The 22,507-nt window shown below is 69.1% G+C and carries 16 protein-coding genes; 7 read left to right on the plus strand and 9 right to left on the minus strand.

Annotated features, from left to right (window positions below; genetic code table 11):
* The first annotated feature begins 52 nt into the window (after positions 1-52).
* The 6 genes from ACIBX3_RS23520 (at position 53) to ACIBX3_RS23545 (ending at position 7,724) form a co-directional block, all read left to right on the plus strand.
* Complete coding sequence (locus tag ACIBX3_RS23520; protein WP_397120292.1) at positions 53-2,851, plus strand: glycoside hydrolase domain-containing protein; 2,799 nt, start codon at positions 53-55, stop codon at positions 2,849-2,851.
* A gap of 173 nt (positions 2,852-3,024) precedes the next feature.
* The gene (locus tag ACIBX3_RS23525; RefSeq protein ID WP_397120294.1) at positions 3,025-5,124 is read left to right on the plus strand and encodes an ATP-binding protein; all 2,100 of its coding nucleotides are present in this window, start codon (positions 3,025-3,027) and stop codon (positions 5,122-5,124) included.
* A gap of 32 nt (positions 5,125-5,156) precedes the next feature.
* Positions 5,157-5,585 carry a nucleoside deaminase gene (locus tag ACIBX3_RS23530; protein WP_397120296.1) on the plus strand — a complete coding sequence of 143 codons (429 nt, stop codon included), beginning with the start codon at positions 5,157-5,159 and terminating at the stop codon, positions 5,583-5,585.
* Positions 5,586-5,931: 346 nt separating this feature from the next.
* A complete protein-coding gene (locus tag ACIBX3_RS23535; protein ID WP_397120298.1) occupies positions 5,932-6,384 on the plus strand; it encodes a nuclear transport factor 2 family protein in 453 nt (150 codons plus the stop codon).
* 34 nt (positions 6,385-6,418) lie between these two features.
* Entirely contained in the window at positions 6,419-7,306 is an 888-nt protein-coding gene (locus ACIBX3_RS23540) for an alpha/beta hydrolase (protein ID WP_397120300.1), read from the plus strand.
* Positions 7,307-7,517: 211 nt separating this feature from the next.
* Entirely contained in the window at positions 7,518-7,724 is a 207-nt protein-coding gene (locus ACIBX3_RS23545) for a hypothetical protein (RefSeq protein WP_397120302.1), read from the plus strand.
* Between the two features lie 98 nt (positions 7,725-7,822).
* Here ACIBX3_RS23545 and ACIBX3_RS23550 read toward each other — a convergent pair whose 3' ends face one another.
* From ACIBX3_RS23550 to ACIBX3_RS23560, 3 genes are all read right to left on the minus strand, one after another.
* Positions 7,823-12,085: a fibronectin type III domain-containing protein gene (locus tag ACIBX3_RS23550; protein ID WP_397120304.1), complete on the minus strand. Its 4,263-nt coding sequence runs from the start codon at positions 12,083-12,085 to the stop codon at positions 7,823-7,825.
* Between the two features lie 331 nt (positions 12,086-12,416).
* Positions 12,417-13,235, minus strand: a complete 819-nt coding sequence (locus ACIBX3_RS23555; protein ID WP_397120306.1) for an ABC transporter permease — start codon at positions 13,233-13,235, stop codon at positions 12,417-12,419.
* The gene (locus ACIBX3_RS23560) at positions 13,232-14,176 is read right to left on the minus strand and encodes an ATP-binding cassette domain-containing protein (RefSeq protein ID WP_397120308.1); all 945 of its coding nucleotides are present in this window, start codon (positions 14,174-14,176) and stop codon (positions 13,232-13,234) included. Before ACIBX3_RS23560 ends, ACIBX3_RS23555 begins: the two co-directional genes overlap by 4 nt.
* An 86-nt stretch (positions 14,177-14,262) precedes the next feature.
* On the opposite strand from ACIBX3_RS23560, the gene ACIBX3_RS23565 reads away from it, so the two are divergent.
* A complete protein-coding gene (locus ACIBX3_RS23565) occupies positions 14,263-14,994 on the plus strand; it encodes a TetR/AcrR family transcriptional regulator (RefSeq protein WP_397120310.1) in 732 nt (243 codons plus the stop codon).
* A gap of 27 nt (positions 14,995-15,021) precedes the next feature.
* Here the strand turns inward: ACIBX3_RS23565 and ACIBX3_RS23570 are convergent, their stop codons facing one another.
* The 6 genes from ACIBX3_RS23570 to ACIBX3_RS23595 all read right to left on the minus strand — a co-directional run bounded on the left by ACIBX3_RS23570 (position 15,022) and on the right by ACIBX3_RS23595 (position 22,493).
* Complete coding sequence (locus ACIBX3_RS23570) at positions 15,022-16,644, minus strand: ABC transporter ATP-binding protein (RefSeq protein ID WP_397120312.1); 1,623 nt, start codon at positions 16,642-16,644, stop codon at positions 15,022-15,024.
* Positions 16,645-16,731: 87 nt separating this feature from the next.
* Complete coding sequence (locus tag ACIBX3_RS23575; protein ID WP_397120314.1) at positions 16,732-18,519, minus strand: ABC transporter ATP-binding protein; 1,788 nt, start codon at positions 18,517-18,519, stop codon at positions 16,732-16,734.
* An 85-nt stretch (positions 18,520-18,604) separates the two neighbouring features.
* Positions 18,605-19,378, minus strand: coding sequence for an ABC transporter ATP-binding protein (locus ACIBX3_RS23580; RefSeq protein ID WP_397120316.1), 774 nt, complete (start codon positions 19,376-19,378; stop codon positions 18,605-18,607).
* Positions 19,375-20,433, minus strand: coding sequence for a FecCD family ABC transporter permease (locus ACIBX3_RS23585; RefSeq protein ID WP_397120318.1), 1,059 nt, complete (start codon positions 20,431-20,433; stop codon positions 19,375-19,377). Before ACIBX3_RS23585 ends, ACIBX3_RS23580 begins: the two co-directional genes overlap by 4 nt.
* A gap of 2 nt (positions 20,434-20,435) precedes the next feature.
* Positions 20,436-21,464, minus strand: a complete 1,029-nt coding sequence (locus ACIBX3_RS23590) for a FecCD family ABC transporter permease (protein WP_397120320.1) — start codon at positions 21,462-21,464, stop codon at positions 20,436-20,438.
* Between the two features lie 9 nt (positions 21,465-21,473).
* A complete protein-coding gene (locus ACIBX3_RS23595; protein WP_397120322.1) occupies positions 21,474-22,493 on the minus strand; it encodes an ABC transporter substrate-binding protein in 1,020 nt (339 codons plus the stop codon).
* Positions 22,494-22,507: the final 14 nt, after the last annotated feature.

Below are 22,507 nucleotides of genomic sequence, written 5' to 3' on the forward strand. Positions count from 1 at the left end.
AGTGCCGCAAAGGAGAACGCCTCGAAGCCGGCCCACGGGATCGTTACGGCTCTTGGCGGCCCTGCTCGTGCTGCTGGAGTTGACTGTGGCCACCCCCGCCCACGCCGCGCCCGCGGTGCGGATATGGACAGCCAGTGCGGCAGATCGGGTGTTCTCCACCTCGCAACCGGCAAAGTCGGCACCGACTTCGATCGACTTGTACTCGGCGCGAGGCGAGCAGGAGGCCGCCCAGATCGCGGTCCGGTCGTCCTCAGCCGAGGCTCTCACCAATGTGCGGGTGGCCGCGAGTGCGCTGACCGGGCCCGGCGGAGCCGGCATCCCGACGTCGAACATCCTGCTGCGGCGGGCATATGACCATGTGAAAGTCCAGGTGATGGCCGGCGACGTCGAACGGCCGCCCGATGGGGGCACGAGTTACTACGACGCCCTGGTGGAGAACACCCCGCGTGAGCTGCCCGGCGGCGTCACCCAGCCGTACCACTACAGCGTCACCGTGCCGGTGGGGCAGGCGCCCGGCGTCTACACGGGGACCGTGGTCGTGAGCACCGGCAACGGCGGCACGGCCACGGTGAACGTGCGGCTCGTGGTCTACAACGTGACCCTGCCGGAGCCGGACAAGTCCACGTTCAAGATGAACAACTGGTTCACCTCCGCCGGTTGGGACTACGACGGCACCGTCAAGTCGATCCCGGCCCAGTACGGCACGCCCGAGCGGCCTATGCAGATGTACGACGACAACTGGTGGAAGGTGATCGAGAACATCGCCGCCAACCACAGGCGGCACCGCAACAACGTCATCTACGCGGACTTCCAGGCCCTGCTGATCCCGGACACCAAGGCCGGCCCCGGAGGCGAGCTGCGGTTCGGCTGGACGACCTTCGACCGGTTCATCGAGACCTTCGTGCGTGCGGGCGCTCTGCAGTACATCTACACGCCGACCCTGCTCGAGGGCCCTGCGCCGGCTTCGCCCGAGCCGGTCAACGCAGAGATTCTGGACAGCGTCAACGGTGTGGTCCAGCGCGTGCTGGTGACTCCGGACAGCCCGGAGGCCAACGCTTACTACGACCGCGTGTTCCCCGCCCTCAAGGCTCACCTGGACGCCAAGGGCTGGACCGACCAGTTCTACTTCAGCGCACTGGACGAGCCCAAAACGCAGCAGCATGTCGACGCGGCGAACTGGTTGTACGGCAAGTACCGCACGTACTTCCCGAACCCCCGGACCAACGAGGCACATGTAACCCACATGCCTGCTCTGGCCGGCAACCTCACCACGATCACCCCCGTCCTGAGCCACTACGAGCAGCACATGGGCTACTACCAGAACCTGCGGGCCAACGGCACCGACCTGTGGCTGTACAACTGCATCGTCCCCGAGGGCTCGCAGATGAACAGGTTCATCAGTTACCACCTGGCCAAGACCCGGCTCACCCCGTGGCTGACCTGGAAGATCGGCGGCACCGGATATCTGCACTGGGGCTGGAACTACTGGTTCAGCAAAATCCGGAACTCGACCACTGTGGCCGACACCTTCGACGACCTGCAGAGCGGTGACAACTGGCTGGTCCGGCCCAACAAAGCGGCCTACGACATCTACGACAGCCTGCGCAGTGAGGCGCAGTTGGACGGTATCGAGGACTACGAGCTGCTGAACATGCTCGCCAGGACCAAGCCGCTCCTGGCCCGGCTGGTCGCGTCGAGCCTGATCACGAACACGGTCGCCTACAGCCGCTCCGGGGCCGAGGTGGACGCGCGCCACAAGATGCTGCTCGAACTCCTCGTCGACAGCGGTCCGGACAGGCGATTCCCTTACACGGACAACTTCAGTGCGGGCGACGTCAACTGGCAGCGCGGCAACGGCTCGTGGTCGGTGGCGTCAACCGGTGAGTACCTCCAGACCGACACGTCGAACTGGGGCTTCACCTCGACGCCGAGATCCAGCGCGTACGGCGACGTGGTCGCCTCCGTCGACCTGAAGATCGTCGCAGTGAACTCCCACGGCGGCAACACCAACTGGGCTGGATTCATGATCCGCAGCTCCAACGCCACGGACATGGATACCGGATATCTCGTGGCCTTGCGCAACAACGGCGAGGTCTTCGTTTACCGCTCCGGAAAGGAACTGGGCCACGCAACGGCTGGAAACTACCAGGCCGGGACCTACACCCGGCTACGGGTCATGGCGTTCGGAAACAAACTCAGCGTCTACGCCGGCAACAATCGGCAGCCTCTCCTCACCGTCACCGACGACGCCTTCCCGGCGGGCCATGTCGCCCTCGTGACCGGCGGGGCCAGTGTGCGATTCGACAATTTCACCGTCAACCCCGACAACAACATGGCTGACGGCAGGCCCGTCACCACCTCCAGCACCTATTCCGCCGACGGCTGGCATCCGACGGCGGCAGCGGACGGGATACAGTCCTCGACTCCGGGTTCGATGGGCTGGACCAGCGCGGCCGGCGCATCCGCCGACCGCACAGAGTGGATCACCGTGGATCTCCAGTCCAAGCGTTCACTCAGCCGGATCGACCTCTTCCCACGCTCCGACGGCGCGAACGCCGGAATGGGATTCCCCGTCGATTTCACCGTGCAGGTGTCGGCCGACGGCAAGTCTTGGAGCGCCGTAGCCACCCATGCCGAGTACCCTCGCCCAGGCACCGGCGCACAATCGTTCTCGTTCCCGGCCGAGGACGCCCGCTACGTCAGGGTGACCGGAACAAAACTCAGTACCGACCCGCTTGGCGCCCACCACATGCAACTGGCCGAGATCGAGGTCTACGGCGGGGGCCTGGCCGCCGAACACCCGGCGTCGGCGCCCAGCGGTCGATCGATCACGGCCCTGTCCAGACGGTGAAGCGTTCGTTCGTTGTCGTCGAGTCGGCGCGGTCGCAGTCAGCCGAAGCAATTCAGCGATGGGCAGGAGACGCATGAGCACGGTTCGAGTACGGGCTGTCAGGCCGCGGCCAATGGGGCCGTACGGAACGGTGCCCATCCTAGATCCAGGTAGATGACCGAGGAGATACGTTCATGACGCCAGGAGCAGGCGACGGTGCCATGGGCCGCCTCTCGGCAGAGGAGCCGGCCTTGGGTGAGCTGCTGCGATCGTGGCGTGCGAGGGCGCTGCTCACCCAGGACGAGCTGGCGGCGCGGGCGGGACTGAATGCTCGGACCGTCCGCCGGTTGGAGTCCGGTCAGCTGCGGCGCGCGCGCGGCACGTCGATGCGGGCGCTGGCCAAGGCGCTGGACCTGGACGATACGGAGCTGTCGACCCTGGCCCGCATCGCGAGCTCTGTCCCGAAGAACTCTCCCCCGATCCGCACGACACCGCGGCAGTTGCCCGCCGATGCGGCGGCGTTCGTCGGCCGGGCACGCGAGCTGGCCGTTCTCGCCGAGATAGGCGAGGTCAGAGGCACGGCCGCGGTGATGATCATATCCATTGACGGCATGGCGGGGGTGGGGAAGACCGCGCTGGCCGTGCATGCCGCATACCAGCTGGCTTCTCGCTTCCCCGATGGTCATCTCTTCGTCGACCTGCACGGTTACACCCCGTGCAGGGCCGCGGCGAACTCGGCCGACACGCTCACCCGGGTGCTGGGCGCGCTGGGCGTCCCGGGAGGGTCGATTCCGCAGCATCTCGATGATCGGGCAGCACTGTATCGCAGCCTGCTGGCGGGCCGCAGGATGCTGATCGTGCTGGACAATGCCGCTGATGAGGAGCAAGTGCGACCGCTGCTGCCCGGTGCGGGAGACTGCCTGGTGCTCATCACGAGCCGGCGGCGGCTGGTCGGCCTGGACGGCGTCCGTACGGTGTCGGTGGATGTGTTGCCGCTCGCGGACGCGATCGCGCTGTTCTCCGGCACCGCTGGGGAGGGGCGGGTCGCGGGTGTCCCGCGGGAGGCGCTGGCCGAGGTCGTGCGGCGGTGCGGGTTGTTGCCACTGGCGATCCGTCTGGCCGCGGCCCGGCTGAAGGCCCATCCGGCGTGGAGCGTGGAGCATCTGCTGGAGCGGCTGGAGGAGCACCAGAGCCTGTTGAGCGAGTTGTACGCCGGGGAGCGCAGCGTCACCGCCGCGCTGGACATGTCCTACCGGGAGCTCGGAGTCGATGAGCAGCGGGCGTACCGGGCGCTGGGGCTGCACACCGGGGCGAACATCACCCCTGATGCGGCCGCCGCCCTCTTGGCCACCACCACAGAACGGGCCTCGGTGCTGCTCGACAGTCTGCAGGAGGTTCACCTCCTGAAGGAGTCGGCTCCGGGCCGGTACCGGGTCCACGACCTGATCCGCACCCATGCCACCGCGACGGCCATCGATGAAGACTCTGAATCCGACCGGCGGACCGCGTTGGCCCGGTTGCTGGACCACTACAGCCAAGCCGCCTCGGCGGCGATGGACCGCCTCTACCCCTACGAGGCGGATATGCGGCCGCGCCTGTCGCCGGGCGAGGCGCCCGTGCCCGCGATGCCGGATGCCGCCGCGTGGCTGGAGACAGAGTTGTACAACCTGCTCGCTGTTGCCCAGCTTGCCGTCGAGCACGGCTTTCCCGAACACATCCGGCACCTGTCGGGCACGTTGGACCGCTGCCTGCTCAACAGCGGCCGGCACGCCGAGGCCGAGACCCTCCACAGGCGGGCACTGTCCGCCGCTCGCGCCGTCGGGGATCGCACCGGCGAGGTGGAGGCGCTCATCGCGCTCGGCGAGATTCACCGCGTCAAAGGTCGGTACGATGCGGCTCTCAAAGACAACTCGTGCGCCTTGGACATCGCCCGAGCCACCGGTCACCGGTGTGGTGAATTTCGAGCGCTGAACGGGCTCGGCTACCTGCACCGCATCCAGGGCCGCTACGATCACGCGCTCGACAGCCACCGCCAGGCACTCCGGCTCGCCTCGGATCTCGGTCATCCCAGCGACAAGGTGCGTGCCCACGATGCCCTCGCCCACGCCCACGCCGCACTCGGGCAGCGGAAGCAGGCTGGCTACCACTGGACCCAGGCCCTGACCATCCTGACCACCCTGGGCATCGACCGGATGGACGAGGAAGGAGTCGACGTCGATAGCGTCCGAACCCACCTCGCCCGCCTCACGCCTGCGAACTCCGTGCCGGCAGCCGCAGACGAATCCGGGAGATGATGACAGTGCTCGATCAATGAACGGAGCAGCTCATGACACCCGACGACGAACGCTTCTTGCGCAGAGCAATTGATCTCGCCGCTTCGGCCCGCGCGGCCGGGAACCCGCCGTTCGGATCTCTGCTGGTGGGTCCGGATGGAAACGTGCTCGCCGAAGAGCGCAACACCTCGATCACCGACAACGACATCACGGCCCATCCGGAGTTGAAGCTGGCCAGGTGGGCCGCCCGCGGACTCGCGCCAGACGTGGCCGCCGGCACCACGATGTACACGAGCTGCCAGCCCTGTGGCATGTGCACCGGCGCCATTGAACGCTCTGGCCTGGGCCGGGTCGTGTTCGCGCTGTCCAATGAACAGCTTGCCGGCGTCAAACCGCCCGGCTCTGGCTTCCCCTCCGTGCCCCAAGACGGACCGGCACTGTTCGATGAGGCCCGCGTCCCCCTCGACGGCTACTACGGCTGATTCCGAGAATTCGAGGGCCGTCACCCCTCCGGCAGGGCTGATGTCCGGCAAACGTCCTCATGAGACCCTGGAAAAGCTAGTTCGGTTGACTAGCATCACAGCTATGCGGAATTTCCCGGAAGATGAAGGCCTGGTCGGGATCCTGCACCTGTAGCCGGAGTAGCCGACCGGCAAGGTTCCCGTGATGTCCCGGCCGGCCTCGGTGGCACACACGATCGCCTGCCGGATCTCCTTGATGGTCTGGCTGACGCGTCCCGGGGACAGTCCGAGGCCTTCAGTGGCCCCCACCTGCGCGTGCCGCGGTTTGCCGCGGGCACCGTACGAAATCAGACGAAGGACACGAGACTTGAGCCTGCTCGAAGACCGACTGGACATCATCGAGACCTGCACGCGGATGGGCTGGCACACCGACCGGCGCGAATGGGAACGTCTGGCGGAGGTGTTCGCCGAACAGGTGACGCTGGACTTCACCAGCCTCAACGGCGGTGAGCCTGCCGTGCTGAGCCCCGCGCAGATCGTGGAGGCGTGGACGGGAGTGCTGGGAAGCCTCGATGCCACCCAGCATCTGATCGCCGATCATCTGGTGACGGTGGACGGCGACACGGCCACCTGCACCGCGAACTTCCAGGCCACCCACCGGCTGGCGAACCCGTTCGGCTCGCCGCTGTGGACGCTGGGCGGCACCTACCGCTTCGACCTGGTACGACAGAGCGGCACCTGGCGGATCAGCGGTGTGGTGATGACGGCGACCTGGGCCGACGGCAACAAGGACCTCATGACCCTGGCGGCCAAAGGATGATCTTGGTGACGCCACCTGACCTGGAGAAACCCCTATGACCACCCGCCAGAAAGTGACCTTCGCCGCCGCGAACGGCGCCGCCTTGACGGGTAACCTGTTCCTGCCCGACACCGGCGCGCCGGCGCCCGGGGTCGTCGTCGCGGGAACCTGGACCAGCGTCAAGGAGCTGATGGCCGACCGGTACGCCGAACGCCTCGCGGGCGAGGGCTACGCCGCCCTCTCCTTCGACTTCACCGGCTACGGCGAATCAGGCGGAGAGCCCCGCGACTACGAGTCACCGGAGCTGAAGATCGCCGACATCGGCGACGCCGTGACCTTCCTGGCCGGCCACCCCGGCGTGGACGCCACCAGGATCGGCGCGCTCGGCGTGTGCGCCGCCGCGATGTACATGAGCGCGAGCGCCGTCGCCGATCAGCGCATCCGGTCCCTGGCCCTGATCGCGCCCTGGCTGCACGACGCGAAGATCTGCCGCGAGGTGTACGGCGGCGCGGAGGGCGTCGGCTCCAAGATCGAGGAGGCCGCGAACGCCCGTGCCCGTTATGAGGCGACCGGCGAGGTCGAGTACGTGCCGGTGGTCAGCGGAAGCGACCCGCGCGCCGCGATGCCGTACGAGATCGACTTCTACCTCAATCCGGCCCGCGGCGGCATCCCCGCCTGGCCCAACCGGTTCGCGGTGATGGCCTGGCGGGGCTGGCTGGAGTTCGACTCCATCGCCCTGGCGCCCCGCGTCACCGTCCCCACCCTGATCGTGCACAGCCAGGACGCCGCCATCCCCGACGGCGCGCGCCGCTTCTACGACGGCCTGACCGGCCCCAAGGACATCCACTGGACAACCGGCATCCAGTTCGACTTCTACGACCAGGAACCGAACGTCACCACCTCGGTCCAAGCGGCCGCCCAGCACTTCGCCACAACGTTATGACGCCTCGGAGACCCGCGCCGCGCACGGGAATGGTCACCCCGCGACCACGGCCATCTTGTCGCTGGTCTCGCGTGCTGCGGCGGATCCGGCCCAGGCGTTCCATCGGCGCGTCTGACAGTCGTTCTGCTCCTTTGAGCAAGCATCCACTCGGAAGTCGTCCGCAAGTGCCACACTGAGCAGTGACCTTCCCCGGGAAGAGACGAGATCATCAGTGAAGGCATGGATCCTGCTCGTTGTCGGCGTGCTGTTCGCCCTGCTGGGGGCGGTGTGGACGCTGCAGGGGCTGGGCGTTCTCGGCGGCAGTGTGATGAGCGGCGTAACCGCCTGGGCGGTCATCGGCCCTGTGGTGGTCATCGTCGCCGTGGTCGTCGCCGTGATCGGCGTACGGGGCGTGGCCAAGAGGAAGCCCCGCGACTGACCTGCCGAGTGTGCGTGGCACGACAGGACGCGGCGGAGGACCTCCGTGTGGTGCGGAACCTGGGTCCGGCGCCACGGCGGAGGTCCTCCGGGTACGGGCTAGCGCGCCCGCGTGTAGATGATGCGCGGGGCCTCAGGGGCGGTCATGCCGTTCCCGATGAAGAAGCCCGCCTGCGGTGGCTGGTTGTAGCCGACGTTCTGCCACGCTACTGAGAGCCGGTAGACCGGGTCGTGCATCAGCGTGGGGATTCTGAGGTCGGTCACGTCGACGGTCGTGTAGAGGCGCAGCTTGGTGCTGTCCTGGGACCGCCAGATGATCTCCTCCCGCCAGTCTCCGACCAGGTCGGCCTGGAGCGTCGGCGTCCCCTTGGTAGAGTTGTTCGAGTAGGTGCCCTCCGCGCGGAGGATCTCCTTGCTCGTCGTGCCGTCCCACTTGGAGATCGTGCCGATGCCGGCGCCCTTGGCCTGGTCGTAGGTGTGGTCGACGATCTCGCGGAGCGGGTCGCCGTCCCACCAGGCGAGGAAGTTGGCCGCCGGGATCGACTGCCCGAGCAGCTCGCCGGAGGCGGAGCGCAGCTCACCCTGCGTGGAGTTCCACTCGCCCGTCGCGGTCACCGCCCACGCCTCGGCGCCCGGGTGCTTGGGGTCGATGTCGGCGGAGGCGGCTCGGCCCGTGTCCTTCGTGGCGGGCATCGACCACAGCACCTCGCCCGTGCCGGCGTCCCTGAAAGTGGCACCGCGGTTGCCGCTGGAGCCCATGTCCTCGTGGGCCGCGAACACCTCGTAGCCGGGCCGGCTCGGGTCCAGGTCGGTGACGTGCAACGCGTCGCCGTGACCCAGGTGGGTGTTGTACAGGCCCTCGCCGTCGTCGTCGACGGCCATCGAGCCGAACACGATCTCGTCCTTCTGGTCGCCGTCGAGGTCCAGGACGGACAGGTTGTGGTTGCCCTGCCCCGCGAAGGCGCCGTTGCCCGGGGTGTTGGAGTCGAAGACCCACCGCTGCTTCAGGTCCTTGCCGTCGAAGTCGTAGGCGGCCAGGACGGTACGCGTGTAGTAACCGCGGCTGAAGACGACCGACGGGCGCTCGCCGTCGAGGTAGGCGACGGCCGCGAGGAACCGGTCGACGCGGTTGCCGTACGCGTCGCCCCACGCCGCCACGTCGCCGCGCGGCGGGGTGTAGTCGACGGTGTCGATCGCCTTGCCTGTGGTCCCTTCGAAGACCGTCAGGTACTCGGGACCCGACAGCACGTACCCGCTGGAGTTGCGGTAGTCCCTGCTGGGGTTGCCCAGGACGGTGCCCGCGCCGTCGACGGTGCCGTCGGCGGTCTTCATGACCACCTCCGACCTGCCGTCGCCGTCGAGGTCGTAGACCATCAGCTGGGTGTAGTGGGCTCCCGCGCGGATGTTCTTGCCGAGCGAGATCCGCCACTTCCGCTTGCCCGCCATCGTGTACGCGTCCACGTAGACCAGCCCTGTGTAGCCGGCCTGGGAGTTGTCCTTGGCGTTGCTCGGGTTCCAGACGAGGACCAGGTCGAGCTCGCCGTCGCCGTCCAGGTCGCCGACCGAGGCGTCGCCGGCGCTGTAGGTGTACGGCTGGCCGTCCTTGGTGTAGTCGTCGGCCGGCTTGTCCAGCGGGATCTCCGTGTACGGCCCGCTCCACACGCCGAACTCGGCCGTGGGGTCGCCGCCCACGGGGACCACCCGATAGACGGATTGTGCGGTTCCATCAGGGTCGAGGTGGTTCGTGGCGCCCGTGATCTCCTTGATCTTCTTTCCGTCGCGCCAGATCTCGAACGCCTGGCCGGGGTCGTCCAGCCCGAGCAGGCGCCAGCCCAGGTAGACGCCCGAGCCGGTGGCGACGGCGACCGGCGCCCGGTTCAGGCGCTCCATCTGCCGCTTCAGCTTGGCGGCCGCCCGTGAGGCGGTCGACGGCGAGGGCTCGGAGGCGCCGCCCCTGTTGACGGCCACGATCCGGTAGTGGAAGGGGACCGTCGTGAGGACCTTGTCGTCGGTGAACGCCGGGCCCTGCGTGCTCCCGATCAGCTTGTACGGCCCCTCCTCCTTCTCGGCTCGCTGGACCCGGTACAGCAGCGCGCCTTCGACCCCGCTCCAGCGCAGTTCCACGCTGTTCTCCTCGACCCGGCCGAGGCGGGGCGCCTGCGACGCGGCCGGCGGCGTCACCGAGTCGTCCACGGTGGCGACCTTGACCGCGGCCGAGGGCACCGATTCGTCTCCGGCGGGGTCGAGAGCGGTCACCGTGTAGTCGTAGCGGGAGCCGATCTGGGCGGTCGTGTCGGTGTAGGCGGTTTCCGTCACCTTGCCGAGCAGGGTGGGCTTCGCGTCGCCCTCCCCGGCCCGGAAGATCCGGTAGCCGGCCGCCCCATCCGTCGCGGTCCAGCTCAGCGGGACACTGGCGGAGATCCCCTCGAACGAGACCGTTCCGGCGCGCAGGCCCTCGGGAGCCGTCAGGATCGGGGTGATCTCCAGGCCGTTGAGGTGGGCGGTGGTGCCCGACACCACGACGTTCAGCTGCCCGTCGGTGACCTTGATCCCGGAGATGGCGGTCGTGGCGACGCTTCTGCTGCCGGAGACGGCGACGGCGGTGCCGCCCTCCGCGGAGATGTTCGTCCGTGCGGTGCCCAGCAGGTCGCCCACGTACGCCTTCAGGCCGTACAGGCCGTTCGGCACGTCCACCTTGAACTCGTAGGAGCCGCCGAAGTAGGCCACGAAGTCCCGGCCGAGGTCGTCCAGCGCGCTGCCGCGGTCCCGGTCGATCATGTTCGCGGAGCCGGTGAGGCCGAAGCCCTTCTCAGGCGTGTAGATCGTCGCCCGCGTGACCTGGGTGTACCCGGCGGCGACCGGCCCGGTGGCGGGACCGAAGTCGTACTTGTACTGGGCCCGCTTGGTGGTGATCGTCACGGGGTCGGACGGCTCGGAGTCGCCGCGCCCGTTCACCGCCACCACGCGGAACTCGTACGTCTTGCCCTCCGCCAGGCCCGAGACCGAGGCCTGCGGGATCGCCGAGGTGGTGGCCAGGGCACCGTCGCGGAGCACCTTGTAGACGTCGGCGGACTCGGCGGCGTCCCATTTCAGCACGGCGCCCGCGTTCGAGATGCCGCCCGCGACGAGTCCGGTGGGCTTGGCGGGGACCGCGGCGGGCGGCTCGATCTCCCGCACCAGTCCCGACAGCGGCAGTCCCAGCGCCTTCACACCGCCCGCGACCAGGCGCGCCGTCTGGATGGCGCCGTACTCCTGGAAGTGGGTGTTGTCCGTGGCGCCGTTCGGCCAGGCGCCGTAGACGCCCGCGGGGACGTGCAGGAACACCGACTTGGCCGCCTCGGGCCCGATGCCGTCCAGGTATTCCCTGCTCAGGGTGGACAGATCTGCCAGGGCGACGTTCTCCTCCTGGGCCAGCTCCTTCATCTTCGCCACGTACTCCGGGAAGGAGACGTTGAACTTGCCGGTCGTGGCGTTGTAGTCGAGCCGGGAGACGGGCGTGACGAGGATCGGGGTCGCGCCCCGCTGCCGGGCGCCGTTGACGTAGACCTTCAGGTACTCCTTGTAGTCCGCGGGGGAGGCGTACCTGTCGGGGATGCCGACCGTCGCGTCGTTGTGCCCGAACTGGACGAAGAAGTAGTCGCCGGGCCTGATGGCGCGCAGGACCGTGTCGAGGCGGCCCTGGGTGATGAAGTTCTTGGAGCTGCGGCCGCCGATGGCGTGGTTGTCGAAGGCGATGCCGGTGGTGAAGAACTGCTCGATCATCTGGCCCCACCCGGCCTCGGGCGCCCAGAACGGATCATAGGTCTGGACGGTCGAGTCGCCCGCGATGTAGGCGGTCGGGATCATGCCGGGGGTGCGGTCGGCCTGTCGCGTGATCACCAGAGAGTTGATCTTGGGGGTGGTCCCGGAGAAGACGAAGTCCAGCTTGCCGTCCACGAGGGCGATGCCGAAGGACATCTCCAGGTACTGGCCGGCCGCCTTGGCGGTCTGCTGCACCTTGGTCATCGACTCGACCGTGATGGCGACGTCCGTCGCCTCGGTGGCGTCACCCGCGATGAGCGAGACGGTGTAGTCGCCGTTGGGCAGGCCGACGCTGAAGGTGGCGCCGCCGGTGGCGACGAAGTCGGATCGGAGCGCGTCGCCCGTGGCTCTGTCGGCCGAGGTCACACCGGAGGTGTCGGCGAAGCCGTATCCCTGGGCGGAGTTGTAGCCGGTGGTCTCGGTGACGCGTGTGTAACCCTCCTGAAGAGCGCTGTCGGAGGTGCCGAAGTCGAAGGCACGGTCAGCCTCCCCGGCCTGGGCCTGGGTCGGCGTTAGCGTTAACAAGCCCAGAACGAGGGCGATGGCCGCGGTCTTGCGCATGGGGCGTCCATTCGAGGTGATGCTTGGGGGGTAAGGAGTTTCGGCGCTATTGAATCGATTTAATGGTTGGTCCGAAACCAAGTGTGATCGGAAACTCACATCGATGTCAACGGGGAGGTGATGACGTCCCTGATGTCCGCGTAGCCCACCAGCGCCCGCCGGTCATCGCCGTGTTGACCGGAGCCCTCAGAGCGGGGCCACCCGGCCGATCGGCGATGGGGCGGATCCCGGACCGTGAAGTGCGAGTTCTGCGGCAATCAGCGTGCCGCCGGAGGAATGCCGATGTCGCCCATGTCCATGTACGGGTGGAGCATGAGCTCCTTGCGAGAGTTCACCGTCCCCTGCGCTTGTAGGTACGAAGCGACAACGGGACGAACACCACCAGCAGCGCGGCCGACCAGAGCAGGACGGCGGTCACCGGATGTGCGAGTGGCCAGGCCACGTCACCGGACGGGGCGCCCGGGTTGCCGAACAGCTCCCGTGAGGCGGCGGTGAGCGCGCTCACCGGGTTCCAGTCGGCCAGGAAGCGCAGCCAGCCCGGCATGCCGCCCGTCGGGACGAACGCGTTCGACAGCATCGTGAACGGCAGGCCCAGCGGCACCATCGCGTTGGCGACCTGGTCGTTCTTCACCGCCAGGCCCACGTAGACGCCCACCCAGCTCAGTGCGTACCGCAGCACGATCATCAGCAGGAACGCCTGGGCCGTGGGGATCAGGCCGCGGTGCGGCTGCCAGCCCACCAGCAGGCCCGCGCCCACCATGATGGCCAGCATCAGCAGGCCGGTCAGCAGGTCGGCGCCGGTCTGCCCGAACGGCACCGCCAGGCGAGCCATGGGCATGGAGCGGAACCGGTCCATCACACCACGGGAGGCGTCGGTGGCCATCCGCGTCATGACCCCCAACCACGCGGAGAAGGTCACCATCGCGAACAGGCCGGGCATGAGGTACTCGCGGTAGTCGCCGCCGTCCGGCACCTGGATCGCGCTGCCGAAGACGTACCCGAACAGCACCACCATGACGGCCGGGAAGATCAGCGCGGCGACGATCTGCCCGGGCTCTTGCCGCAGCCGGCCCAGCTCGCGGCCGACCAGGGTCAGCCCGTCGGCGAACGTCCAGCGCAGGCGGCCCAGTGGTGAGGTGAGGGCGGTCATCGCACGGTCTCCTTGCGGTCGGTGAGGCGCAGGAACACCTCGTCGAGGGTGGGCCGGCGCAGCCGCACGTCGGCCGCGGCGACCCCGGCGCGGTCGAGGTCGCGCACGATGCCGGCGAGCCGGAAGCTGCCGCCCGGCAGGGCGACGCTGAGCCGGTCGGCGCCCGTCGTCGTGGGATCGGTGCCGGTGAGGGTGTTCAGGACGGTCATCGCCGCAGGCAGTGCGGCGGGGTTTTCGAGGGTGACGTCGAGGCGGTCGCCGATCGTGGCCTTCAGCTCATCGGGCGTGCCGGTGGCGATCACCTGTCCGTGGTCGACGACGGCGATGTCGTCGGCCAGCTGGTCGGCCTCGTCCAGGTACTGCGTGGTGAGCAGCACCGTGGTGCCGTCCGCCACCAGCTCACGGATGCTGTCCCAGATCTCGCCGCGGCTGCGCGGGTCCAGGCCGGTGGTCGGCTCGTCCAGGAAGAGCACCTCGGGGCGCAGGATGAGGCTGGTGATCAGGTCGAGTCGGCGGCGCATGCCGCCGGAGTAGCCGAGAACCGGCCGGTCGGCGGCGTCCATCAGATCGAAGCGTTCGAGCAGCTCGTCGGCCCGCCGGCGCGCCTCGCGCCGGGACAGGTGGTAGAGCCGGCCGAACATGCGCAGGTTGCCGCGGCCGGTGAGCTTCTCGTCCACGGCGGCGTACTGGCCCGCGAGCCCGATCCTTTCCCGCACCTTGCCGGCCTCGCGGACGACGTCGTATCCGGCGATGCGGGCGTGCCCGGCATCGGGATCGGACAAGGTCGCCAGGATGCGCACCGCGGTCGTCTTGCCCGCGCCGTTCGGTCCGAGCACGCCGCAGACCGTTCCTCTCGGGACGCTGAGGTCCAGGCCCCGCAGCGCATGGGTGCCGCCGAAGGACTTGTGCAACCCTTCGGCGACCACTATCGGCTCCGCCATGTTCCCTCCACTGGGTACGTTGTACGCGGTTATGGCGGCCAGACTAGATTACTGGGTACGATGTACGCAAGTAGGGGGTGGGAACGGTGACCGACGCCGAGTACATGAACATCTGGATGCGGCCCGAGCGCCCGGCCCGCGGGCCGAAACCGGCCTACAGCCGCGCGCAGATCACCGAGGCGGCGATCCGGATCGCCGACGCCGAGGGGCTGGAGGCCGCCACCATGCGGCGGATCGCCGCCGAGATCGGCGCCGGCGCGATGTCCCTCTACCGGTACGTCCCCAGCCGCGACAACCTCATCGAGCTCATCGCCGACCGGCTGCAGGGCGAGATCGACGTGGAGGGCGTGCCCACCGGCGACTGGCGCGCCGACCTGACCCGCTACGCCGACGGGCTGCGGGCCATGTGGCTGAGGCATCCGTGGATCGCCACCGTGCAGCGGTCGCTCCCCAGCTTCGGCCCCAACCAGCTGCTCTTGATCGAACGGCTGATGGGAGTGCTCGACGCCTACGTCTCCATCGACGAGAACCTCGGCCTCATTGCCATGCTGCACGGCTACATCGAGGGCACCGTCCGCGAGGAGATCAGCTCGGCCGAGGAATTCCGCCGCAGCGGGCTCAGCGAGTCGGAGTGGATGGCGCGGAGCTACCCGTATGTCGACCGGCTGGTGAAGAGCGGGGAGTACCCGATCTTCACCAAGATCGTGATGGAGGCGCGCCGGCCACACCTGAGCCGCGACGACCAGTTCCGGTACGGGCTGGAGCGCGTCCTCGACTGCATCGCCGCGGCCCTTCCGCCAACGGCCGACCCCCCGTGATGGTCGCGCAGCCGGGATGTCGCCTGGTCATCGGGCCACGGCCAGACGATAGTCCTCGTCGGTGGTGAGGAGGTTCCGGTGCGTGTCCTCCGCGGTGATGACGCCGTCGTCCAGGACGAGGACCCGATCGGCGGCGTCCAGGAGGGCCGGGCTACTGGTGATCACGATGGTGGTGCGGCCCCGGCGCAGCTCGGCGACGTTGCGCGCGATGAGCTGTTCGGTGACCGCGTCCACGGCTGTCGTCGGGTCGTGCAGAACCAGGATGTCGGTGTCGGCGGCGAGGGCGCGGGCCAGAGACAGCCGTTGGCGCTGTCCCCCGGAGAGGTTCGCGCCGCGGTCGCGGACGCCGTAGTCGAGTCCTTCGCGGTGGAGGGCGACGACGTCGGTCAGCATGGACGCCTCGACGGCCTCGGGGACCATCCGGCTGGTGCCCGACGGGTCGATGTTCGTGCGGAGGGTGCCCGCGAAGATCTCCGCGTCGTACGGGTTCACCAGCATGTGCTCGCGGACCGCTTCGATCGACAGGTCCGCGATCTCCTGCCCGCTGACCCGCACCACTCCCTCATACGCGCCGGGCGGGACGTTCGCGGCCAGGACCGATGCCAGGTCGGCCGCCGCGCGTGGCTGGTAGGCGGTGATCGCCACGAACTGGCCGGCGGACACGTGGAACTTCAGCTCACGCAGGGACCCGTGCCGGACGCTGTCGACCTCGAGGTCTCCGCCTGCGGACGGACGCTCCTGCCCCGGGGTCATCACCGGCGGCGCGGCCAGCACCAGGGCCATCCGCTCGGCCGACGCGCGCGCGATCATCACGTACTTCGGCATCTCCGCGAACAGCTTGAGCGGTTCCATGATGAACTGCGCCAGCCCCACGGCCATGACGAGCTCCCCGATGGTGATCCGGCCCTGGAACGCCAGCCACCCCGCCGTCAGGGTCACGGCGGCGGCGAGGATCGCGTTGAGGGCCAGCGCGGTGCCCGCGTACGCGCCGTTCACCCTGGCGACGGTGATCGCCTGGTGCTTCGCCTCCGTGCTGACCTTCCGGTAGGACAGGAACGCCGCGTCGTTGCCGCCGAAGCCGTGCAGCGGGCGCAGGCCGGTGATCAGGTCGGCGACCTTCGCGCCCGCCCGCGCCACCCGGGCCTGCTGCTCGCGGGTGCTGACGCCGATCCGCCTGGACATCACGCTCAGGATCGACAGGATCGCGACGGTTCCCACGATCACCAGCAGGCCGAGCTGAACGTTGGCCATACCCAGCGCGACCGCCGCGACCAGCACCGCGACCAGAGAGCTGACCAGCAGCGGCACCACCTCGATGATGTCGGCGGTCTGGTCGGCGTCCTCGGTGGCGATGGTCAGCACCTCGCCGGACTTGAGGTCGACGTCCCTGGCCACCGGCTGGAGTCCACAGGCCGCGACCCGCACCCGCCAGCGGTGCGCCTCGGTCGTGTTGGCCTTCTGCAGGATGCGCATACCGAACCGCCACGACAGCGACACGGTCGTGATGATCACGGCCAACGCGGCGATCGACAGGGCGAGCGAACCGAGGTTCCGGTCCCGCATCGTGTGCTCGACGATCAGGCCGAGCGCGATGGGGAAGGCGGTCTCGCCCGCCTGGTACATGCCCATGAGGACGGTGCCCCAGGTCATGGCCCCGATGTTGCGACGTAGTGCGGTCCAGAGGATGTCGGACCCCTTGCGGGGCCGGCGCGTGTCAGGAGTTGTCATCGAGGTTGCCTAACTACCCTCTCGCCAGGCCCGCCACAGTCGCGCGTACCGGCCGCCCAGAGCCACCAGCTCCTCGTGAGTCCCCTGCTCCACCACACGTCCCGCATCCAGTACGGCGATCCGGTCCGCCGCCATCGCCTGGGTCAGCCGGTGCGCCACGAGCAACGTGGTCCGGCCCGAGCACGCGGCCGACACGGCCCGCTCCAGTTCGGCGGCGCCTTCGCTGCCCGCCTCGGCGGTCGACTCGTCGAGCACCACCACCGGCGACCGGCTCAGCGCCAGCCGGGCCAAGGCGATCTGGGCGACCTTGGTGACGTCCAGGCGCTCGCCGCCCTCGCCGACCATGGTGTTCAGCCCGTCGGGCAGCGCGTCGACCCACCGGTCGGCGCCGACCGTGCGCAACGCGTCCATCAGTTCGGCGTCGGTCGCTTCCGGTGCGGCCAGCCGCAGGTCGTCGGCGAGCGGACCGGAGAACACGTGCGTCTCCTGCGTCAGGATGCTCACCAAGGCCCGCGCCCCGGCCTCGTCCAGGTCCGCGAGGTCGGCCGACCCGATGCGCACCGATCCGGCCTGCGGGGTGCCGATGCCCGCGATGAGCGCGGCGAGGGTGGTCTTGCCCGCGCCCGTCGCGCCCACCAGCGCGAGCGAGCGGCCGGCCGGGATCGTCAGGTCGACGTCCCGGAGGACCGGCTCCTCGGAATCGGGGTAGCTGAATGTCAGTCCCTCGACCGTCACCGGGTACGGCGTGACGTCCGCGGACACGGTGGCGGCACTGCCCACCAGCCGGTCCTCCGCGGCCTCGCCCAGCACCCCGACCAGCCGGGTCAGGCTCGCGCCCGACTTCTGCGCCTCGTCGAAGGTGAACATGATGGAGCCCAGTGGGTTGAACAGCCGGTGGAACAGCAGCGGGGCCGCCGACACCTCGCCCAGGCTGGCGGCGTCGGCCTCCAGCAGGGCGTACCCCACCACGATGATCAGGACCAGCCCGATGAACTCGGCGCGGTTCTCCCTGCCGACGAACCGGCCGAAGAACCGGAACACCTCGACGCCGAGATCGCGCACCCGCCACGACTCACTGGTGACCTTCTCGCGGAAGGCGTCCTCAAGGCGGTACGCCCGCACCGTGTCGATCCCGTTCAGACCACTGATCAACGCTTGCGCACGGTCGGCCTGGGCCACCCGCTGCTTCTGGTAGAGCGGGGCGGACCGGGGGAGATACCAGCGCAGGGCCAGCGCGTACGCGGGCAGCGCGCCGGCACCCGCCAGGCCGAGTCGCCAGTCCAGTCCGAACATGCCGGCCGTGGCGATGACGACCAGCACTCCCGCCGAGAACACCGTGGGGACGGCCGTGCGGATGCCCTTGGACAGCACGGCCACATCGTCCCCGACCCTGGACAGCACGTCCCCCCGGCCGACCTGCTCGATCCGCGCGCTCGGCATTCCCAGCACCGCCCGGACGGCGCCCTCCCGCAGCCGCGCGAGCAGATCCGCGCCCAGGCGTCCGATCAGGTACGTCGACGCCCCGGTGGCCGCCACGCCGAGAAGCGCGGCGCCCACCATCAGCGCGCCGATCGTGACCAGGATCGATTGCGGTTCGCCTTCGATCACTCCGTCGACCACCCGGCCGAGCAGCAGCACCGGCAGCACCTCAAGCGCCGCCCCGGCCACGGTGGAGAGCACGGTGGCGACCGTCAGCCATGGCACTTCGCGGCAGTGCGCCGCGACCCAACGGGTGGCCTCGCGTCCGGTCGACGTGCGCAGGGTGGCTCGGGCGACGCGGGTGCCGTCGGTGCTCATACCCGGGCCACCCACAGGACCGCGAGCGCCGGGCGGTGCGCGCATCTCCGCTTCGGTGGACCCATGAACATCTAGAAGAGCGCCATCAGGTGGGCACCACCATGGGTGTGCCGGCAATGGGGTCGGGTACCACGACGCAGGCCAGGCCGAAGACCTTCTCGACGAGTTCGGCGGTGATCACCTCGGTTGGGGTGCCTTCGGCGACGATGGCGCCTTCTGACATGGCGATGACGTGGTCGGAGAAGCGGCAGGCGAGGTTGAGTTCGTGCAGGACGGCGACGATGGTCTTGCCGGATTCGGCGTTCAGTTTGCGTAGGAGTCGCAGGAGTTCGACTTGGTGGTTGATGTCGAGGTAGGTGGTGGGTTCGTCGAGGAGGAGCAGGTCGGTGTCCTGGGCGAGGGCCATGGCCACCCAGACGCGCTGGCGTTGGCCGCCGGACAGTTGGCGTAGTGGGCGGTTGACCAGGTCGGCGGTGCCGGTGGCGTCGAGGGCGCGGGCGACGGCGTCGTCGTCGTGTTCGGTCCAGCGGCGGAACCAGCCTTGGTGGGGGTAGCGGCCGCGGGCGACGAGGTCGGCGACGGTGATGCCGTCGGGTGCGAGTGGGGTTTGCGGGAGGAGGCCGAGTGTTTTGGCCACGTGGTGGGTGCTGAGCTCGGTCAGGGTTTTGCCGTCGAGGTAGACGGCGCCGTGGCGGGGTTTGAGGAGGCGGGCCAGGCCGCGTAGGAGGGTGGATTTGCCGCAGGCGTTGGCGCCCACGATGGCGGTGATTTTGCCGTCCGGGATCTGGACGTCGAGGTTGGTCACGATCGCCTGGTCGTCGTAGCCGAGGGTCAGTTCCTCGGCGTGCAGCCGGGTCATCCGCCCGCTCCTTGCCGGTTGGTGGTGGCCAGAAGCCACAGCAGGTAGGGCGCGCCGACCGCGCCGGTCACCACGCCGGTCGGCAGCGGTGTCGGTAGCAGGTGGACGGCGACGAGGTCGGCGGTGAGCAGCAGCGTGGCGCCGACCAGGGAAGCCGGGATGATCCCGCCGGTGGCGGGGCCGAGCAGCCGGTTGGCGATCGGTCCGGCGATGAGCGCGACGAAGATGATGGGGCCGGCCACGGCGACGGCCAGGGCCGTCAGCACCACTGCCGTGGCCAGGAGGCCGGCGCGGCTGAGTTCGGTGCGGGTGCCCAGCGCGCGAGCGGTGTCGTCGCCGAGTTCGAGTGCCCGCAACTGCCGCTGCAACAGGACCGCGGTGGGCAGGAGGAGGAGCAGGGCACCGAGGAGGAGCCGTAGCTCACCGGGGCTGGCCTGCCCGACGGAGCCGGTCAGCCAATGCATCGCCTGCCGGGCGTCGGACAGCTGCGCTCGAGTGAGCATGTAGCCGATGAGTCCGTCGAAGAAGAGCGAGACGCCGATGCCGATGAGGATGAACCGGTAGCCGGCCACGCCGTCGCGCCAGGCGAGCACGTACATCAGCAGGGCGGCGGTGACGGCTCCGCCGAGGGCGAGCGCGCTGACGACCAGTCCGCCGACCTGCAACAGCACGATCCCGGTGATGGCGGCCAGCCCGGCGCCGGAGGTGATGCCGACGAAATCGGGGGAGGCGAGGGGGTTGCGCAGCAGCTGCTGGAAGATCGTCCCGGCGGCGCCGAGGGCGAGACCGACGGCCAGCGCGGACGCGGCGGTGGGCAGCCGCAGATCCCGGACGACGAAGTCGACGCTGGCATCGTCGCGCAGGTGCAGCACCGAGGCGACGACCTCTTCCGCGGTGAGCTGGAAGCTGCCCACCATCATGGTGAGCACGAACAGCGCGATGACGGCCGCGGCCAGCGAGCACGTCACCACGAACGACCGGGTGGCCCGATGCCGCCGGGTGGTCCGGAACGCGCTCGCGGTCGCCGTGGGTGCGGCAGGTGTGGTCGCTGTCATGGTCACACCTCCGACAACCGGCCGTAGCGGACGATGCCGACGAACGCCGGTGCCCCGAGTACCCCGAGGACCACACCGACCTGCAGTTCGTCGGGGGCGGCCACCACCCGGCCGAGCACGTCGGCCAGCAGCAGGACGATGGGGGCCAGCAGCATGGAGTACGGCAGGATCCAGCGGTAGTCCGGGCCGCAGATGAGCCGTGCGGCGTGCGGTACGACAAGTCCGACGAAGACGATCGGCCCGCAGGCGGCCGTGGCCGCGCCGGCCAGCACCGCGACGACGGTGAACGCCAGCGCCCGGGTAAGGGTGACGCGCTGGCCGAGGCCGCGGGCCATGTCCTCGCCGAGGGCGAGCCCGTTGAGCGCGCGCCCGAAGCCCAGCGAGGCGATCAGGGCGAGGATGAGGAACGGCGCGACTCCGGTCAGGATCGGGACGTAGCGCCCGGCGAGTGATCCCACCTGCCAGAACCGCAGTTCGTTGAGCGCGTCCACGTTGGTCATCACGATCCCGGTGGTCACCGAGGTCAGGCCCGCGGTGACGGCCACGCCGGACAGGGCCAGCTTGATCGGGGTGGCGCCCTCCCGGCCGAGGGAGGCGATCGCGTAGACCAGCACCAGGGCCGCGATCGCCCCGGCGAAGGCGAACCAGACGTAGACACCCGCGCCGCGCACGCCGAGCACCGTGATGGCGAAGACCACGAAGACGGCCGCGCCTTGGTTGACGCCCATGATCCCCGCGTCGGCAAGCGGGTTGCGGGTGACGCCCTGCAGGATGGCGCCGGCCACGCCGAGGGCGGCGCCGGCCAGGATGCCGAGCAGCGTGCGGGGCACGCGCAGCTCCAGCGTGATCGTGCTGGTGATGGACCCGTCGCTGTCCAGGCTGCCCAGGGCGCGCAGCACCTCTGGCAGGCCGATCGAGCGCGAGCCCAGGGTGACGCTGAGAAAGGCGATCAGGGCCAGTAACGCGCACAGCACGGCGAGCCCCGGTCCGAGGACCGAGACTCTGCGCGCCAGGTGTGTCGAGTCGCTCATCGGTGGGGATCAGTCGCCGATGTTCGGGTCCGCGGTCTTGACCGCGGCCGTCAGCTTGTCCAGCTCGGTGGCGAAGTCGCCGTAGGTGTGCAGCCAGTACGCCGGCCAGGCCACGACCGCGCCGGCCTTGGCCGCTTTGATCTTGAACCAGGTGGGCTGCTTCTTGCCCCAATCGGCGTTGGAGGTGGGCTTGAAGCTGCGGCCGTCGAACAGGATCAGGTCGGGCTGGTATTTGTCGGCGTTCTCCCAGCTCAGATTCTCCCAGTAGGGGAAGCCGGGGTCGGGGCTCTGCGGGTTGATCACCTTCATGCCCCAGCTTTGGAAGTCCAGCAGTTCGGGCGCGTACTCGGGGTTGGCGACGTAGAGCTTGTCGTCGGCGGGCCCCATCGCGGCCACGGTGAGGTCCGGCTTGGCAGCGACCGCCTCCTTGAATGTGGCGACCGCCTGTTCGAAGCGCTTTTTGTTGGCGGCGATGTCGGGGGAGTCGACGTCGGCGCCCAGGCTCTTGGCGAGGTTTTCGTAGCCTTTGGCGAGTTCGACGATCGACTTGCCTTGGGAGACGCCTACGACGGGGGCCAGTTCGGCGAGTTTCTTGCTCTTCTCGTCGACGCCTTCTTCCAGGCCGCTGTGTGCTTTCTCGGCCGGCCACCAGTCGCCGACGATGAGGTCTGGCCGCAGCGCCGCGGCTTTCTCCACGTCGATTTTGCCCCATTCCTGGCCGAGGATTTCGATGCCGGTCAGGTCGAGATCTTTGAGGTTGGCGTCGGTCTTGACCGATTCGTCGGCGTAGATGCCGACGGGTTTGATGCCGAAGGACATCAACGCGGCCGCCTCGCCGGCGTGTGCGATGATCCGGGTGGGGGTTTTGTCCGCTGTGACGGTCTTGCCGGATCCGTCGGTGAAGGACCAGGGGCCGGCGGGTGCGGCGGAGGCCGCGGTGCCGGCGGTGCCGGGGGTGTCTGCGGAGCCGCAACCGGCGAGCACAACGCTCACGGCCGCGAGCGCCAGGAGCGGACGCCATGCGCGCATGGTGGAGCTTCCGT

It is taken from the genome of Nonomuraea sp. NPDC049480, assembly GCF_044465905.1.
In the GTDB taxonomy this organism is placed as follows: domain Bacteria; phylum Actinomycetota; class Actinomycetes; order Streptosporangiales; family Streptosporangiaceae; genus Nonomuraea.